The sequence below is a fragment of the Lentzea guizhouensis genome (assembly GCF_001701025.1).
In the GTDB taxonomy this organism is placed as follows: domain Bacteria; phylum Actinomycetota; class Actinomycetes; order Mycobacteriales; family Pseudonocardiaceae; genus Lentzea; species Lentzea guizhouensis.
In genome coordinates this window covers 2,137,933-2,153,773 of sequence record NZ_CP016793.1, presented here as the reverse complement: position 1 = coordinate 2,153,773, position 15,841 = coordinate 2,137,933, and the positions used below count along the sequence as shown (strand labels likewise).

Sequence of the window (15,841 nt, the reverse complement as noted above, 5' to 3'; positions counted from 1 at the left end):
GTGTGGCCGACATAGGTCAGGGGCGATCACCCGCCCCGCATCCACAGCGCGATCTCGCGCATGGACTTCTGTTCCGGTCCTGGTTCACCTCCTCCCGCAGTCAGCGCGGGCGAGGTGGCAGAGGTGTCGAACGGCCCCACGACGTCGGCGTCGGTGACCTTGTGCCCGAGAGCGGTGGCGACCGTGGCCCACAGCAGCGTGACGCGGCGTTCCAGTGCGGCCAGCGCGAGATCCGTCCGGGTCCAGCCGGCGTCGGTGCCCGCCGACCGCCACACGGCCGCGTCGGCGGGGAGGTTGGCGACCAGGGCGCACACGCGGCGGTAGGACAGGCGGCCTCGGTAGAGGTCGAGCAGGTCGACCCCGTACCGGAGGAGGTCGGTTTCGAGGGCTTCGGCGGTGGTGTCGTCGGCCAGCAGGCGGCCGACGACTACCGGTTTCCCCGCCCCAGCTCCCGCATGATCGCCTTGGAGAAGTCGTCCGCGTCGCCCGTGGTGCGGGCGAGCGTGCGGAAGGTGGAATACTGGTCGTCGCCGAGGATGAGCCGCAGGGCGGTGAGAGTCTGGCCGCTCTCCTCGGCCTCGATCGCGTCCAGCGGGTAGTCCTGTGGTGCGGGCAGGCCGAACCGCTTGCCCCGCCACATCACCGCCGAGCCGGGCTTGCCGCCAGTCTGGGTGGTGCCGGTCGCCTCACGGCGCTGACGCTGACTCACAGTTGTTGTCTCCTAACGGTTCTTAGTCGGACTTGCCGGAGGCGGCGAGAGAGCCGCCGCCGGGGGTGGCCAGCAGGACGGCGGGGTCATCGGTCAGCCACACGGCCAAGGTGGTGCCGGAGGCGGGCGAGAGGGCGGCGAAGGTGAGGCCCCATCGGGCTTCCTGGGTGCGGGTCCACTGGGCGTCGGCGGTCTCGGAGACCTCGACGCGGGGGACGTAGAGCCGGTGGTGGTAGATCTCGGTGGCGCTGATCTGGTCTGTCCAGTCCACGCACAGCGCGCGTTCGTCGCCCTTGGGGACGGCGCTGATCTCCGCGCGGTACTTCTTGCTGCCGGTCGCGGTCTCGGCGAAGGTCATGCCGCCGAAGTAGACGCTCAGGACCGCGCCCTTGGACTCCTGGAACACGCTGGCGACGGTGAGTTCCTGGGAGGTGTAGATGTAGCGGGCCGGGGTGATCTGCTGCCAGTGCGTCGTACCGGACTTCTCGATCGTGCGCTTGATCGTCACACCGTCTTCAGTGGACAACCCGAGGCCGGTCCAGGCGGCGGCCAGTGCGGTGGTCGAGTCGGGCGGTTCGGGGGTGCCGGGTGGTGCGAGTGACAGTTCGCCCGTGCCGGGGACACGGACAAGGGTGGGGTGCAGGCTCAAGCGGGGGTGCCTCCAGGGGTGCGGGCTGGAGGCCCCGGAGCGCACTCGCGGGAATCGTCTCGAGTAACGGCGGCGGAGCCTCCGTAGCGGACGGGGTTCAGGGTCGGGCGGGTGTCCGGATGCGGACGGCGGCCGTCGCGGTCGCGAGCGGCTTGCGGGTGTGCGGGTCTGGTGCGGCGATCGGACCCACGATCGGCTCGACATCGAGCACGCCACGAACACCGCGCAGCGAGCACAACACGGCGAGGGCTAGGCCTACCGCGGCCTTGGCGTCGTGGTCGGTGCGGTGCCAGCAGGTCAGCCGGAGCACGACGCGTTGCACGGCGGGCCACCGCCACGTGTGGCTTTCCTCGGTGAGGCGTAACCAGGGCAGGGACGGCGGTCCGCCCTCACGGCCGTGGCCGGTCTCGGTGCCGATCTTCAGGCCTTTCAGGACGGGTTCGGGGCGGGCGGCCAGCAGGGGGCGCAGCACCGTGAGGACGAGTTCCACCGCGTCGATGGGAACGGGAATCGGGGCGGGGCCGGTCATGTGTCGCGGCGGGTGTCGATGCCGTGCACGTCGAGGCCGAGGGCTTCGGCCGCGCGGGTCAGGATGCCGTGCTTGGCCTCCATGCCCATCCCGGCCGGGTGCTGCACGGCGACGGTGTAGGCGACTCGGTCGGGGGCGGGGTCGTGCAGGACGTCGACGGGCAGCAGGTCGTCGGAGGTGACCCGGTGGCCCTGCGAGCGGGCGCCGGTCGCCACTTCCTCGGCGAGGGCCTTGATGTGGGCGGCCAGTGTGGGGGACTGGAGGATCTCGGCGACGCCGTCACGGTCGACGCGGAAGCCCTGGAAAGCGCGGGACATGCTTTAGCCCTCCACTTCCACGAGGCGCACCCAGAACCGGGGGCGGCCGAACGCCGGTTCCCACACTTCGGGCATGCCGTCGATGCGGAACGTCCGGCCGCGCCACTCGACCTGGTCACGCGGGCCGACCGGGGCGTAGGTGAACAGCCTCCAGCGCGAGATCACCGGCTGACGGCCCGCCTCCACGGGTTCGGAACCGGTGTGGGGCTGCATGTAGCCGCGCACGTCCCGGCGAGGCGCTCCAGGGCCGTAGAACAGGGCGGGGGAAGGGTTTCCGTACTGGTCCTCGCCCTCCAGGGGATCAACGAACGTGACGATGTGAGGGAGCTGCACCCTCACCTCCTTCGGTAACAGAGCAGGTCGAGAGGCGATACATCGGGATCAACAGGAAGGCGAGGAACGGGCATGGCCGGGCAGGACGCGACGAGCGCAGGGGCACGCGCGGTGCTCTGTGTGTCGGTGCTCGTGTTGCTGTCCTGCGCGGTGGTCAACGTGCTGCTCGCGGTCACCGAGTCTGTGTGGTGGCCGATCGTCGCTGCCGTGGCGATGTGGGGTGTCGCCGCCGGCGTAGCGGCTTGGGCCTCGGCGGCGGCTACGTCCAGATCGAGAACGCCCCGCGTGGCGAGGGCACGGGCGGACGCAGGAGTTCCAGCTCGGCAGCGGTGAAGTACAGACCCCCGCCGTCATGAGCGAGCGTGCGGGAATGCCCGCCGATCGCCTCTTCCTTCAACCCCTCCGGTGGCGCTGCAAGCGCACGTAGCACAGCAGCGCAAATCACCCCGACTGCCGTGGCTGGCGGCGGGGTAGTCATGGTCGGGACGAGGGTGTGCGCCATCGCTGAGGCGTCTGCGCACAGGACGGTGACGCGGGTGCGCTCAGCAGGTGTGAACTGCTGTTCTGTGCGTGCCTGGACATCATCGACGGTGGCCAGCGAAGTAGGTGCAGACACAGCACCACCGCGCAACCTCAAGAGCCGGTTTCAGCCGCAGTTGTCCACAGGCCGCGAGTTATCCACAGAAAGATTTGAGGGTTTCGCGCGCCTCAGAAATGGCCTGACACTGGTGAGGTGAAGAGCGGCCTCGTGACTGTCTTTGCCGTCTGGCAAGATTGAGCGAGGGGGTCACGGCAATGCATGTAAACTATGTAATTAACCGCTGACTTCTCCCCTTCACACCTCGTTGCTTGGGTTGAAGGGAACTGAGTCCATGAAGGACTTGTTGATCGGTGGCGCTGTCGCCATGTTCGTGCTGCTCATCGCCTACGCCGGGTACAAGGCGATCACGGCGACGACCAAGCAGCAGCAGGACGCCGCATATCGCGTTCTCAAGCTCGTGTTGGCGACCTTGAGCGGCGTTGCCGTTGTAACCCTGGCGGTGCTGCACCAAGCGGGCGTGGTGTGACACCGGCCCCCACTAGGTGCTCACGACTGGGCCTGATCCTTCGAAGGTCGGCCGCCGACCGCGCGCACGCCGAGCTCCGCGGGCAGTCCGCGGAGCGCGTCGGCGGTGGCCTTGTCGGTCACCTCGGCCTCACCCTCGTGGAAGGTGACGCCGAGGTCGTGCACGACGAGTTCCTTGTAGACGGTGGACGTGAACCTCATGCGCCACCACCTCCGGCCGGGGCCGCAGTGGTCAGGCCGGTGACCTTGCCGTGCGCGATCTCCGGTCCGTACTCCAGCGAGATCTCGCCGTAGATCTGCGCCTTGTCGGTGGAACCCGTGCGCGCCAACGGCTCCGAGAACAGGAAGCCCTTGCCGGGGGTCTCCAGCAGCACTGGGGCGCACTGGTCGAGGCTGACGACCTGCACCGTGTCAGCGGGCATGTAGCGGTTCAGCATGATGTTGAGCCGCCCGAAATCGGTCTCGATCGTGGAGACGGCGACGCCGCCGACGTTGCGCGACTGCTCCTGATAGTTCTTCTTGGTGACGAACTCGTTGGTGAGCTGACGCTTCTGCCACGCCGCACACATCAGGGTCGCGGTCTCGCTGACCTGGATACCGCCGTTCTCCCACACCTTCTGCAACAGGTCGAGGATCATTGCCTCGGTCAGCGGCTTGGCGGTGGCGTTGGTGATGACGTTGGTCTTGGTGGCCTCCAGGATGCCGCGCGTCTTGCGCACCGTGGAGTTGTCGGTGGGCTCCTGGAACTTGCCGACGATGAACCCGAGTTCGACGTCACGGCCGATCTGCACAAGGGCCTGGCGGGTCTGCCAGTCCATCTCGTTCGTCACGGCGTTGGTGCCGCCAATGCTCGCGGCGTTCGGGTTCGCCGAGCCCGTGCCGGCGAACATCTGCTGGGAGGCCTGCCGGGTGTAGGAGACGCCGACCGTTTCCTGGTGGATTTCCAGGACGTTGCGGTCCTGGCCACGGACGCGGGTCTCCGCCGCCGGGGCGTCACCGCCTTCAACGCGCTGACGGTTCGCGTCCGGGGGCCGCAGGTCGTAGACAGACCACGTGTGCACGACGCCGTTCGCCCGCTTGCCTCCAGTCAGACCGCCGATCGAGGAGAGAAAAGGCGTGTCGGACGGGGTGAGGGCGAAGAGTTCGCCCACGTAGTTCGGGGAGTTGTAGGTGTTCGCGATGGCAGCAATGCCAGGCATGGAATCCTTGGGGTGTAGGGGATTCCCGGCGTGCCGCCGTCAGGTCTCTGCCGCCGCGCACGGGGCGGGCGGCATCGCGAGTGTGGTGGTGGGTGTTCTCGGCCGCCCGTCCCTACGTGCGCGTGTGCGCGGAAGAGTCGCCGTCAGGCGGAGCCGAGTATTCACGGTGAATAGGGGAGAGCGCGCCAGGTCAGCGCTGTTCGCGGGCCATCTGGGCGAGTCGCTGGTTCTTCAGGGAGATGGCCGTTGCCCAGTCGCCTCGGGCCTCGGCCTCGCGGATCTGCTCCGCCGTGCCGGACGGGCCGTTGCGCTGGCCCTGCGACGGGTCGGGTGCTGGTTGGCGCGGGCCGTCAACGCGAGCGAGGTGCGGGCGCGCGGTGAGCACCGCGGCGAGGTCGGCGGTGATGGCGGCCGTGTCGATCGCGCCGTCTCGGCCAGGTAGCCCCGGTCGTCGAGGTAGCGGGGCGCGTCGGACGGGTCGGCCCAGCCGGTCGCGGCGGCGCGGATCTCCGCGTCCAGCGCCGTGCGGCGCAGGGTGGCGAGTTGCTGTTCCACGGCCGTGGCGCGGGCGTTGGCGCGTTCGGTCTCGGTCTGCTGCGCGGCCTCGATCTCGTCCAGGCGCTTGGCCTTGTCGCGGTGCTCCCGCGCGGTGGTCTCGGCCTTGGACAGCTTGGTCTGCGACTGCTCGTAGAGCGCCTTGTAGTCCGGCGCAGCGTCGGCGGCCGGATCGGTTACGGGCGGGGTGGTCGGCTGGACGGGCGGGGTTGCCGGGGCGGCCTGCACGGGACTGGCGGGCGGCGCGTCGGCGGGGTTGGCGGCCGGGGTGATGGGCTGGGACACAGGGTCGAAAAACCCCCTTTCCGGGGCAAGGATGAAACAGGAAACGGCTAGGTCAGCGCAGGTAGCCGAAGCGGCGGAGCTGGGTGGTCAGCTCGGCGCGGTCGCGGGCGGTGTTGACGAGCTGGGCGGCGGTCGGGCGTGGGGTGCGGGAGCGGCTATACCGGCCGCTGTGCTTGGCCAGCTCGCCGAGCTGGCGGCCGTGGCCGCGCACCGTGGTGGCGTCGAGGGTGTACTCGTGGCCGCCCGCGACGTAGACCGCGTTTTTACGGCGGGCGTTGACGGTGCGGGAGATGTCGGCTCCGGCCCGGATCGCCTCAGCGTCGCCGGGGCCGAAGGCCTTGTTCTGCTGGGCGGTGGTCATCGACTCGAACAGGCCACGCGGGGTGTTACTCGGCCGGTCCTGCCGCCACTGCTCGTGGGTGACCGGGCGCATGTCGCAGTCACAGGTGGGATGCCGCTCGAAACCGGTCGAGAAGCTGTAGAGCCGACCGGCCAGCAGGATGCACCGCCCGCACGCGGGAAGCGTCACGACCCGCTCGTATCCGGCGAGCGCGGGTTCTGCGATCGCGGCCGTGTGTCGGGCGAGGCGGCCGGCGTCGGCGGTCTCCGTCGTCACGTAGGTCAGCAGCTTGGCCAGGCCGAGCGCGCGGGCCTCGGACGGGGGCACGCCGGCGAGCATGGCCAGCCGGTAGCGGCGCAACGCGAAGTCCACCAGCGCGGCCAGCGGCAGGCCGTTGGTGGCCAGCCCGGAGAACATCGCCGCGACGAGCGCACCGACCGGGTTGGACACCGCACCCAGGGCGGCCAGGGTGGCGGCCATGTACAGGGGTGCCAGGGCGGCGGCCTCGGCCTGGGCCTGTTCGGTCGCCGCAACGACCTGCAGGCGGACAGCAGCTGCGGCGGCCGAATCGAGCGCCGGGCCGTCCAACTGCCTCCAGGCGGTCTGGGCCTCGTTGGCGGCGGTGCGGACGATCCGTTGCTGTGCGGTGTAGAACTCGGCGTCCACCTCGGTCATAGGCGCGGTCACTCCGGCATCACCACCCGAGGATCAGATCGCCGGTTGCGGTGCGAGGAACTGCACGGCGGGCGGCGGGAGGACCTGGCCGCCGAGCTGCCCGGCCGGGCGGCGCGACGGGATCGACGGGGCCGCGGGCCCGGGCCGACGCGGCTCGGGGAGCGGCTTCGGGCCGAACTCGGCGGCCTGGTCGCCACCGGCGACGCGCGAGTACGCCTCGGCGTCCTCGGCCTCCATGTCCCGGATGTCGGTGTCTGAGTAGCCCAGCGAACGACGGGCGAAGCGGCGCGGCAGCAGCCGGTCCGCCGAGTACAGCTTCACGGCGGCGTCGGCCTGCGCGGCGAACGTCGGAGTTGCAGCGTCAGCCCACTGCGATTCCATCCGCAATGCCTCGGGCGGAATGCGGCCGTCGCGGATTATCAGCACGATCCGCATGACCTGTTCCCAGGAGTCGCCGAACGTCCTTTGTCGGCGTTCCGCGCGCTTGATGTGCCGCGACTCCGACGAGCGGATGCCATCGGCGCTAGCGGGATTCTCGGTGGCATAGCCGAGGTAGTGCGGCGGCAGGCCGGACAGGCTGGAGACCACGCGAGCCAGGGTGTTCAGGGTGTCGTGGAAGTTCGAGAGGTTCGCCTCGGGGAACTGACCGACGCTGACGCCGTCTTCCTTGGGAGACTTCGGGGACGCCCACAGCACACCGGCCACGGATTCCCACGGCGTGAGCGGACGTCCTTGTGCGTCAACGAAGTCGTCTTTGTCGAAGCCGAGCGCGTACCTGCGCGGCATCGCGTGGTACTCGGCGGAGATCATCATGTCCGTGGCGATCTTGCATGCCGCGTCGGACAGCGGGAGAACGCTGATCAGCTCCGAGCGACCGAGGCGCGGGGGTGCGGTGCGGCGTCGGCGGATGCGCGGCCGGTTGATGATCGGCACCACCGGGACGGTGCCCATGCCGTGCTCGTCGCGGTTGATCTCCGACCAGGTGCCGCCGCCGTTATCGCTGGAGTACCAGACGGTTTCGTTGGGCAGGTACAGGGTGGCGTAGGCCTCGGTGTAGCCGTCGCCGTCCTCCTCGTACTGCCGTTTCAGCGCCGCCCGGACCTCGCGCGTGCGCGGGTCCAGGTCAACGTGGACCTCCAGCGGCGATTCCACGGTGATCAGCGGAGTGGAGCGGTCGCGCTCGTTGCTGCCCACGATGGCGTAAGAGCGGCCCAGGGCCAGGGCGTCCACGTGGGCTTGCTCGGCGTGCAGGTCCAGGCGGTTGGCCTGCCAGATATGCCACAGCTCCCGATCGGCCGCCGCCTCGCCGCCGAGCCGGAAGCCGGTAACGTCCAGACGTTCGTCCAGGCTGTCCACGATGAGCTGAGGCCAGTTGATCACGACCGAGCGCAGCCGGGAGTCCAAGCGCCGCAACAACTCGGGGTGCATGTAGGACAGCGGCTGCTCGCCCTCGTAGTAGGCGTCCAGCAACTCCAGTTCCGGCAACTGCCGATTGTGCAGCCGCGCGAGGCGGGTCACCCACTGCTCGGGTGACAACGTGAACTTTGTGGTGATAGCCAGAGAGACCACCACCAGGGAGTCAACGCATACTGACGTGATCGCCTACGGTGCGTCCATGCAACCAGGACAGGTGTCGGCGTGGGTACCGATTATGGTCGCGTTGCTCGCAGGCGTGTTCGGCATAGTAGGCGTGATCGCCGGCCAACTACTCAACGCGAAGCGTGAACGCATTCGGGAAGACCTGCGGTGGCAACGGGAACAGGAGCGCACACGGGAACAGAACGCGCACGACGCCCGTATAGAGTGGCGAACCCAGCGCTTTGAGATTTATAAGGGATTCGTGGCTAGCGTGGATGAATTTGTGCGATCGCTTCCGGTGCCCTCGACTCCTTTGGTGCTCCGGTCTTCTTTTGAAAGGGGCGACCATGGCCGACGCATTATCGAAGGCATTTCGGCAGTGGAGAAAGCTGTGGTCGCGATCGAGTTTCTGGGTAGTAAACAACTGGTTGACGCTGCCGATGATCTCCTTCGTGATTGTCGCCTAGCGCAATACAGCATGTGGCCTCTACATCTTGAAGATCCGAATGCTGAAGTGAAGTGGGAGGACTGGGAGGATATCGCGAGGCGGCATAGAAGTGCGTGCGAGAGTCTGAAGGAATCGCGATCCGAGTTCATGTCGAAGGTAAAACGCGAACTGGCTCTCGTGACGTCTCCTGATGCGGAGGGCAAAATCTAACCCATCACAACCATCTTCCCTGACTTCCTGGGCTTCAAGCCGCGCAGCTTCCATCCGCCTACGGCCATCGCAGCCGTAGGCACAGCATCGATCCTTTTGCCGGTCTTGCCGCGTTCGGGTTTGTCCGGTCGGATGAGATCGGGTTCGCCAGCGGGGTGGCGGACCTCGACACTGTCGAAGCAGTACTCGGCTACGGGGTTTCCGTGGTGTGACCAGGTGCGGGACTTGGTCAGGGCCATGAGTTCGGTCATGCCGTGGGTCATGCCCTTGTAGGTCTGCGGCACGGGGTACATGGGAACGCCGGTGCGGCGTTCGAGGCGTTGGCGGACGGGTTCGCCGGACCACTCGTCGTAGGAGATGTCCGCGACCCGCACCAGGCCGGTGTCGGCGGTGATGTCGGCCTCGATGATGTCGTAGTCGATGACCTCGCCGTCCGTGGCCGTGATCCAGCCCTGCTCGACCCACTGGGAGATCTTGCCGTCGGTGCGCTTGTCCAGAGCCTCTACGGCCGTCTCGGGGAGCCAGAAGCGCCACAGCGCGGAGGCCCGGTCGTCAATGCCGGCGGGGACGATGAGGCACCACGCGGTGAGGTCCATTTTGGACGCGAGGTCGAGGCCGCCCCATGCAGGGCGGCCAGCGTGCAGCTCGCGCAGCCGGTCCGGGGGCGTCGAGGTGGTGCCGGTGCACAGGGCGTAGAGGTGCATGGGCATCCACCGCGACGCCTGGCTGACCCACTGGTTGAGGCGGAACTGACGGAACACGTTCTCGCGGGCTGGGTCGTTGCGGGCCTCGATCGCCTCTTCACGAAGTGCTTGCAGGGAAAGGAAGTCGCCGAGCGCGGGGTTGGCGATGTGCCAGTTGGCTTCGTCCCACGGGTCGGCGTCCTCGGGCAGGTTGCGGAGGTAGACGAAGCGGTGCGGGGCGCGTGCGGGGTTCTCGGCGATCTTCACGCACTCGTCGTGCTCGGCCTTGGCGAACGATGTCGGGTCGTTGCCCGCCGTGGTGGCGGCGATGAGCAGCGGTTCAAGCCGGGTGCCCATGCCGGTGCGCATCGCGTGCCACAACGATCCGTCAGGTTGCGTCAACACCTCGTCGAAGATCACTGCCGACGGGTTGGAGCCGAGGTTGCCCAGCGCGTCGGCCGGGACGACCTGGTACACCGAATTGGTCTTCTCGTCGACGATGCGCGCCGAGTGCTCGATCACCCGCAGGCGGCGAGACAGGACAGGCGAGAGCTTGACCATCCGAGCTGCGACGTTGAACACCAGCCGCGCCTGCTCGGTGTCGCGGGCACAGCCGTAGATCTCTGCGGACTCCACGCCGTCGCCCACGAGCATGTACAGCGCGACGAACGCGAGAAGCTCGCTCTTGCCGTTCTTGCGCGCGATCTCGATCCACGCGATTCGGAAGCGCCGCACGTAGCAAGAAGCCTCGGCGTCCCAGCGGACTTCGCCGAACAAGGGCCGGACGATGTCGTCTCGCTGCCACGGCGCGAGGATGAACGGCTTGCGCGCCCACCTGTCCTTCGTGTGGACGCAGATCTCCTGCGCGAACGCAACGGCGTGATCTGCCCGCGGTACACAGAAGTGATCGCCGCGCCTGGCGCAGCGCGAGCCGTCGAACTCCCGACCACACACGGGAAGCCGTGCCGTCCTGGTTGAGCCCGAGGTGCGGCGCGTGGAACGTGCCCTCGGTGACTGCCGAGGCACCATCGTGAGTACCTCCCAGGGCTATCAGGAGGTGCGGCGTGCGCGAGTCGCAAGGCCTTGAATCACACACTAAAAACAAGCAGAGTTAGAGGGACGGTTTCTGGATTTAAACCTTCGGCGAGGTTTAGAGTTTCTTTGCAGAAACTCTCAAGGTGGGCCTGACCTGCTGATACATCAGCGGAGTTGGTGGGACGCGGCCGTATCTGATAAAAAATTCTGCGTCACCGTTGGGCGCTCAACGGAACCCGGTTGACTTCCCGAGGAGGGGCGCCGTGGGCTGGGTCGTCCGTCAGTGTCGGAAAGATGTTCCGTCCCTGACCACGTGCACCGAACGAGTATTACGAGAGGAGTCGGTTCGCTCCGGCCTTGCCGCCGTCGGTGCCGATGTCGACCTTGATGGACTGCCGATCGGACGGCGTGAGTCCGAAGCGTGCGGCGATCTGCAAGAAGGTGCGCTCGGCCTCGGCCTGCACCTGCAACGCCGGGTTCTTCATCAAGCCCGCTCCGCCCTGCACCAGCAGAGCGGAGCCGTTCACGAGTTGGGTGGCGGAGCGGTAGCGGGCCAGCGCCTCGCACAGCAGCAGGAACGCGTCCACGTCCCACACGGTCAACACCCCGCGTTCCTCCAGGCCGGGTGCGAGGCGCTGCCAGATCTCGCGCGCGCCTTCGGACGCCCAGTCAGGGCATCGGATCTCGTCCTCTGGGGGTTCGGGCTCATCGGCGTTGATCCGGTCGGCCCGGTCGCCGTGCAGAACCCGGAGCTTTGTCGGCTTCGCCGCCGGTCCACGTTTACCCATCGTGCACCGCCTGCGACCAGAATCCGTCAGATCGGCACGGCATTGACGCGGCTGATGCGCGTCAACTTCATCACAGCTGGCTTGCCTGCCCACTGGTGACCATCAGGCCTGGTTATGCGTGTCTCTGAGAGAAGTACGGCGGCAGGAAATACACGTATGTAGATCAGAGGAGCGACGGAACGTCACTACCATGACTTCGTCAGACGGTCGCTACCTGCGGCTATCGAACGCCCGAGTTATCCACAATCGGTCAGTTGTCCACAGGGATGGTTGCGGATCACCGCCTGAGCCGAGCTAGGCAGATAAGGTCTTGTCCGACGCGGCAGCCAGCCACGGCACTCGATCCCTTGGCACCTCGAACCTTCCCGGCTCCGGCCGGGTCGGGAAGGCCGACGCCCACCCGCTGTGGATGAGGTCGGCGGAGGTATCAAGTGGAGGACGAAGACCGCGCAAGCGATGACAGCTCGCGCGATGAGGAACGACGGCCCGCTAAGAGAGCCAGCTCCGAGCGGGCCGCCGTCTTCCTCAGTCTCCTGATACAGGTCGTAGCGTTGATCGGGCAGATCAGCGACCTGTTCAGGTAGGCGGACGGGTGGTGCACGCATGGCGTGTGCCACCCGTTCCGTTTAGGCCACTGGGCGATGCCGCCGGTATGTCCAGCGGCCACCCGTTGGCCAGTGGCCATATTTCGCCGTTTGCCAAAATATGGCCAACGGCCAGAACGTGACCGGGAGGTTATGTTAGACACCTCAGGCGAACGGCGCTCCATGGAGCACGTGCAACCGGTGGTCATGACGGGATTTTGGTTGCTTTGGCATACGCCTACGAGCCGGAACTACGGCCCCGTGAAGGGCTGGAGGCGCGGCGCGAGATGGCGCGGCGGGCGCCTGCGATCAGTCGGCCGATACGGCCTCGCATGGTGATCACTCCTCTCCGGTGTCGGTGGTGGGCAGGTCGACGCCGAGCTGCACGGCGGCGGCTCGGCCGTCGAGGTACTTGTCCCCGATGTGCATTAGGCCAGCGGCCTTGAGGAACGCCTCTTTGTCCTCTCTGGACTTGAAGCACAGCGCGAACCAGAACTCGGAGTCCGTCGCGAGTCGGAACCGTTCGTCCTCGCGCTTCGTGCGTTCGCGGAACCCGATCGCCAAGGCGTCGAGCTCCGCGCCGGCGTCGGCCGCGAGGTCTCCGCTGTACTCGACGTCGGCCAGGGGATCAGGTTCGGGCTCGGCGTTGAGCTGGGCGAGGAGGTCGGCGTTCGAGGACGGGCCGCCGAGCACGGCCGTGGATTGGAGCTGTGCCAAGAGGTCGGCGTTGGGGTCAGGCGGCGAGGCCACGGCGGAACACCTCCAGATCGGCGAGGGGAAACCAGTCCAAGATCCGCTGGTAGTCGTCGGGCGCGTGCTGGCGGATCGGGTCGAGGAACCGGAAATCCATCCCGTCGAACGAGCGGCCGAACCACTCGTACTCGGGTGGCAGCGGGCAGTTGTGGCGCTTGAGCGCGTCGCGAACGTCGGCGATGCGCCAGTCCCACACGATGCTGACCTTGCGCAGCTGCTCGCGTTTCGGGCCGTGGGTGACCATCGCCATGCGCCGGTTCGGCGAGTCCGCGGCGCGCACGCCATCGGCATTCCACACGCCGGCGAGGCCCAGGTCTTCCCGGAGCATGTCGGCCATCTCCTCGTAGGTCGGCTCCGGGAGCTGAGCAGCCTCGATCACGGCCGCGCGCTCCGGGGGCTGGAAGAGCAGGCTGTTGAGCCACCGGTAGAGCGTCGGGTGCGGCAGGTCCAGGATCGGCGTCTGGAAGAAGTCCTCGTAGAACTTCCTGCTGTCGTCGATGAACCGCAGGCCCGGCACCAAGTACAGGTGGTACGGGACGACGGTGATTCCGGCTTCGCGCATCGCCAGCCACGCGGCCAGCGAGTCCTTGCCCCGGCTGAAGCCGAGTAGAACCGGTTTTCCGTCGGCGGCGAGCTCGGCGCGGATCTGCTCGGAACTCGTGATGCCGTCGATCTCGATGGGCAGCGGGTCACCTCCAGGTCGTGTGATGCGCGGTGCATCAGGTGATGCGTGGCGCATCACGAACGGCGGTCGGCGGGGGAGTGCACACGCGCCGCGAGACGGGAGACCGTGGACTGGTCCACGTTCGCGTGCGGCGCGATCCGCCGTTGCGGAATCCCACGCTCGACGGCTTGGCGCACAAGGGATTCCCAGCGCGCGGTCCACGCGGCCACCTGGTCGGCGGCCTGCTCGATCTCATCGAGCAAACCCTCTGGGTCCGTGCCGGCGTCGGCGGTCACGGGTCAGCCCCGCGGACGTGGGTTCGGCCGTCGGCAAAACCTGGCGGGACCCAGACGGCCCTCAGTGGCTTGTGCCTTTGTGCGCGGCGGAAGGGTCCCTCCCCTGGGTGGGGCGTGCGGCCGGAGCGGGCGGCGTCGGCGGCGTGGCTCACGGGCTGTTCCAGCCTCCTCGGGTGCGTGGGTCCAGGGCTGTTGCCTTGGCATGGCACGGGGCACACAGGCCACGGCCACGGGCAGGGCTGTCAGGGTCCAGGCCAGCGGCCACCAGCTCCCTGCGGGTGAGCGGCCAGTGGTCGGCCACGGTGGCGGGCTGCTGGCACGGGCGGCCGGTGTGGGCGGCACAGTCCAGCCGGTCACACCGGCACACGGTGTCTCTGGCCAGCACAGCGGGACGGAACCGGGACCGGTGGCGGCCGGTGTAGCCACGCTGCGCACTGGTCCCGTAGGCCAGGCGGCTGCGGGAACGGCAGGGCTGGCAGTGGCCACCGGTGGCGGTGGTGTTCGGGCACCCCGGACGGGTGCAGGGGCGGGCGGCACGGGACGGCACGGCCTCACCCCCGGACATGGAACAGCCCCGGCACGGGGTGTGCCGGGGCTGTCTCGGGTTGTTCAGTTGTCCTGCGGGGGTGCTACTTGGGCTTGACTGCCTTGCGGGCCAGGCGGAACGCGTCGTGGACGTAGTGCTTGGAGCTGAACAGCACATCCATCGCGCGGCCCTGCTCGTCCAGGTCCCCGCTCTCCAGCTTCTTGGCCGGGTCCAGGTGCTCGGCAATGATCATGACGGCCTGGAGAGCGGCCCACCACGTCCCGGCAATCTCACCGGTGATGACGTCGAACTCCCCGTAGGTCAGCGCCTTCATGGCGGCATAGCAGAGACCGTGCCGCTCGCGCTTGTCCTTCGGAGCGGCATCACCGGGGAAGGGGAACAGGGCGTTCGTGAGCCCGGTGAACTCGGCATCGGTGATCTTGCGGCCAACCAGGGCATTGGCCAGTTCCTCGAACCGCTCGCGGTAGATGTTCAGCAGGCTCAAGGCATCGCTGGTCTCCGAGATCCGCGCGTCCTTGTCATCGGCGGCACCGAGGTCGTAGACGTGGTTCGCGTTGTGCCCCAGGTCAAACGGGAAACTGGTCTGGCTGGCCACCCGGACGGGGCACACCATGACCTGAGATGGGCGGCCGGGTACCAGGGAGTTGACCAGGACCAGGCGGAGTTCCACCGGGTCCTTGCCTCCCACCATGACCGGTTCGGGGTGGCGGATGCTGGCAAAGGACCCCTTGCCCTCCCACAGCGGCCCGGCAGGGCCGGTCTTGCCCTTGGTCTCCTTCATGATCACGGTCAGCATTTCCGCGCGGACCTCGATCGGGACCGGAACCCTCTCGGACTTGGTGTGTCCGAGCACGTCCCACCCGAACTCCGATTCCGGGTTCTTCCGCATGAGCGCGAACGATCCGTACATCGGGACCGGAATGCAGGTGTCATCCCCAATCACGCGAGGGTTCGCGTCCGCCTCGTCCAGGCTCGGGCATTCCTTCTTGTGCAGCTCCCCGACCGCCCTTTCGCAGTCAATGCACAATCCGGTCTCCGGAAGCCCGACCACGCCCACCGGCTTCACATTCCAGCCGGACAACCCCGCCTTGGCCAGCAGGTCCGCGATCGTCCGGGACCCGTTGTTACGGGTCGAGATCCGCGCCCACGAGTCCTTACCGGGCTTGATCGGCTGCGGCACCACCGGGACAGGCTTGGTCTCGGCCTTGGCGGCCGGGGCCTTGGCGGCCTTGTCGGCGGCCGGGGCCCCGGCCGGGACCTTGGGTGCGGCCTTGGCAGCAGGGGCCTTAGGGGCGGCCTTGGCAGCGGGGGCCTTGGGAGCGGCCTTGGCGGCCGGAGCCTTGGCAGCAGGGGCCTTAGGGGCGGCCTTGGCGGCCGGGGCCTTGGGAGCGGCCTTGGTGGGTGCCGGGGTGTTCTGGGCAGACTTAACCGGTTCGGTCATTGCTTGTCCTTGTGGGATTCGGACAGCACTCATTCACGGTGCTGTGCGGTGGGAGTTGGTGACACCAGGAACACTACTGGTGAAACGGGGCTCCACAAGCAATTCAGGAAATCTCTGAACAAAGTGACTACGAACGGTCTAACGTATTCTTTTTCGA

The 15,841-nt window shown here is 67.7% G+C and carries 19 protein-coding genes; 2 read left to right on the top strand and 17 right to left on the bottom strand.

Translation table 11 applies throughout. The annotated features are described in order from the left end of the window. Window positions 1-26 precede the first annotated feature (26 nt). From BBK82_RS10765 to BBK82_RS10740, 6 genes are all read right to left on the bottom strand, one after another. Window positions 27-314: a hypothetical protein gene (locus tag BBK82_RS10765; protein WP_065914880.1), complete on the bottom strand. Its 288-nt coding sequence runs from the start codon at window positions 312-314 to the stop codon at window positions 27-29. 113 nt (window positions 315-427) lie between these two features. Beyond that, window positions 428-709, bottom strand: a complete 282-nt coding sequence (locus tag BBK82_RS10760) for a hypothetical protein (RefSeq protein ID WP_065914879.1) — start codon at window positions 707-709, stop codon at window positions 428-430. A gap of 22 nt (window positions 710-731) precedes the next feature. Then, window positions 732-1,358, bottom strand: a complete 627-nt coding sequence (locus BBK82_RS10755) for a phage tail tube protein (protein WP_065914878.1) — start codon at window positions 1,356-1,358, stop codon at window positions 732-734. Window positions 1,359-1,455: 97 nt separating this feature from the next. Further along, window positions 1,456-1,848 (bottom strand): hypothetical protein, encoded by a 393-nt coding sequence (locus BBK82_RS10750; RefSeq protein ID WP_154697242.1) that lies wholly within the window; start codon window positions 1,846-1,848, stop codon window positions 1,456-1,458. A 35-nt stretch (window positions 1,849-1,883) separates the two neighbouring features. After that, window positions 1,884-2,204, bottom strand: coding sequence for a hypothetical protein (locus tag BBK82_RS10745; RefSeq protein WP_065914876.1), 321 nt, complete (start codon window positions 2,202-2,204; stop codon window positions 1,884-1,886). Between the two features lie 3 nt (window positions 2,205-2,207). Then, window positions 2,208-2,537 carry a head-tail adaptor protein gene (locus BBK82_RS10740; RefSeq protein WP_154697241.1) on the bottom strand — a complete coding sequence of 110 codons (330 nt, stop codon included), beginning with the start codon at window positions 2,535-2,537 and terminating at the stop codon, window positions 2,208-2,210. An 872-nt stretch (window positions 2,538-3,409) separates the two neighbouring features. On the opposite strand from BBK82_RS10740, the gene BBK82_RS10735 reads away from it, so the two are divergent. After that, window positions 3,410-3,604: a hypothetical protein gene (locus BBK82_RS10735; protein WP_065914874.1), complete on the top strand. Its 195-nt coding sequence runs from the start codon at window positions 3,410-3,412 to the stop codon at window positions 3,602-3,604. A gap of 20 nt (window positions 3,605-3,624) precedes the next feature. Here the strand turns inward: BBK82_RS10735 and BBK82_RS10730 are convergent, their stop codons facing one another. From BBK82_RS10730 to BBK82_RS10710, 5 genes are all read right to left on the bottom strand, one after another. Further along, window positions 3,625-3,804, bottom strand: a complete 180-nt coding sequence (locus BBK82_RS10730; RefSeq protein WP_065914873.1) for a hypothetical protein — start codon at window positions 3,802-3,804, stop codon at window positions 3,625-3,627. Next, complete coding sequence (locus tag BBK82_RS10725; RefSeq protein ID WP_065914872.1) at window positions 3,801-4,802, bottom strand: SU10 major capsid protein; 1,002 nt, start codon at window positions 4,800-4,802, stop codon at window positions 3,801-3,803. Before BBK82_RS10725 ends, BBK82_RS10730 begins: the two co-directional genes overlap by 4 nt. A 231-nt stretch (window positions 4,803-5,033) precedes the next feature. Continuing rightward, window positions 5,034-5,642, bottom strand: a complete 609-nt coding sequence (locus tag BBK82_RS10720; protein ID WP_065914871.1) for a hypothetical protein — start codon at window positions 5,640-5,642, stop codon at window positions 5,034-5,036. 52 nt (window positions 5,643-5,694) lie between these two features. After that, window positions 5,695-6,657, bottom strand: a complete 963-nt coding sequence (locus BBK82_RS10715; RefSeq protein ID WP_065914870.1) for a hypothetical protein — start codon at window positions 6,655-6,657, stop codon at window positions 5,695-5,697. Window positions 6,658-6,690: 33 nt separating this feature from the next. After that, window positions 6,691-8,142, bottom strand: coding sequence for a phage portal protein (locus tag BBK82_RS10710; protein ID WP_237048123.1), 1,452 nt, complete (start codon window positions 8,140-8,142; stop codon window positions 6,691-6,693). Window positions 8,143-8,194: 52 nt separating this feature from the next. On the opposite strand from BBK82_RS10710, the gene BBK82_RS50110 reads away from it, so the two are divergent. Continuing rightward, window positions 8,195-8,893 (top strand): hypothetical protein, encoded by a 699-nt coding sequence (locus BBK82_RS50110; RefSeq protein WP_154697240.1) that lies wholly within the window; start codon window positions 8,195-8,197, stop codon window positions 8,891-8,893. Here BBK82_RS50110 and BBK82_RS10705 read toward each other — a convergent pair. The 6 genes from BBK82_RS10705 to BBK82_RS10680 form a co-directional block, all read right to left on the bottom strand. Continuing rightward, window positions 8,890-10,353 (bottom strand): terminase large subunit, encoded by a 1,464-nt coding sequence (locus BBK82_RS10705; protein ID WP_237048122.1) that lies wholly within the window; start codon window positions 10,351-10,353, stop codon window positions 8,890-8,892. The genes BBK82_RS50110 and BBK82_RS10705 overlap by 4 nt on opposite strands. 587 nt (window positions 10,354-10,940) lie before the next feature. Further along, window positions 10,941-11,399, bottom strand: a complete 459-nt coding sequence (locus BBK82_RS10700; protein ID WP_065914868.1) for a phage terminase small subunit P27 family — start codon at window positions 11,397-11,399, stop codon at window positions 10,941-10,943. A gap of 923 nt (window positions 11,400-12,322) precedes the next feature. Beyond that, on the bottom strand, window positions 12,323-12,733 hold the full coding sequence (locus BBK82_RS10695; RefSeq protein WP_065914867.1) for a hypothetical protein: 411 nt from the start codon (window positions 12,731-12,733) through the stop codon (window positions 12,323-12,325). Continuing rightward, entirely contained in the window at window positions 12,717-13,475 is a 759-nt protein-coding gene (locus BBK82_RS10690) for an adenine nucleotide alpha hydrolase family protein (protein WP_218920605.1), read from the bottom strand. Before BBK82_RS10690 ends, BBK82_RS10695 begins: the two co-directional genes overlap by 17 nt. Next, a complete protein-coding gene (locus BBK82_RS10685) occupies window positions 13,475-13,696 on the bottom strand; it encodes a helix-turn-helix domain-containing protein (RefSeq protein WP_065914866.1) in 222 nt (73 codons plus the stop codon). The genes BBK82_RS10690 and BBK82_RS10685 overlap by 1 nt, the downstream gene beginning before the upstream one ends. A 629-nt stretch (window positions 13,697-14,325) precedes the next feature. Further along, window positions 14,326-15,684, bottom strand: a complete 1,359-nt coding sequence (locus BBK82_RS10680; protein ID WP_083267908.1) for a DUF932 domain-containing protein — start codon at window positions 15,682-15,684, stop codon at window positions 14,326-14,328. Window positions 15,685-15,841 lie beyond the last annotated feature (157 nt).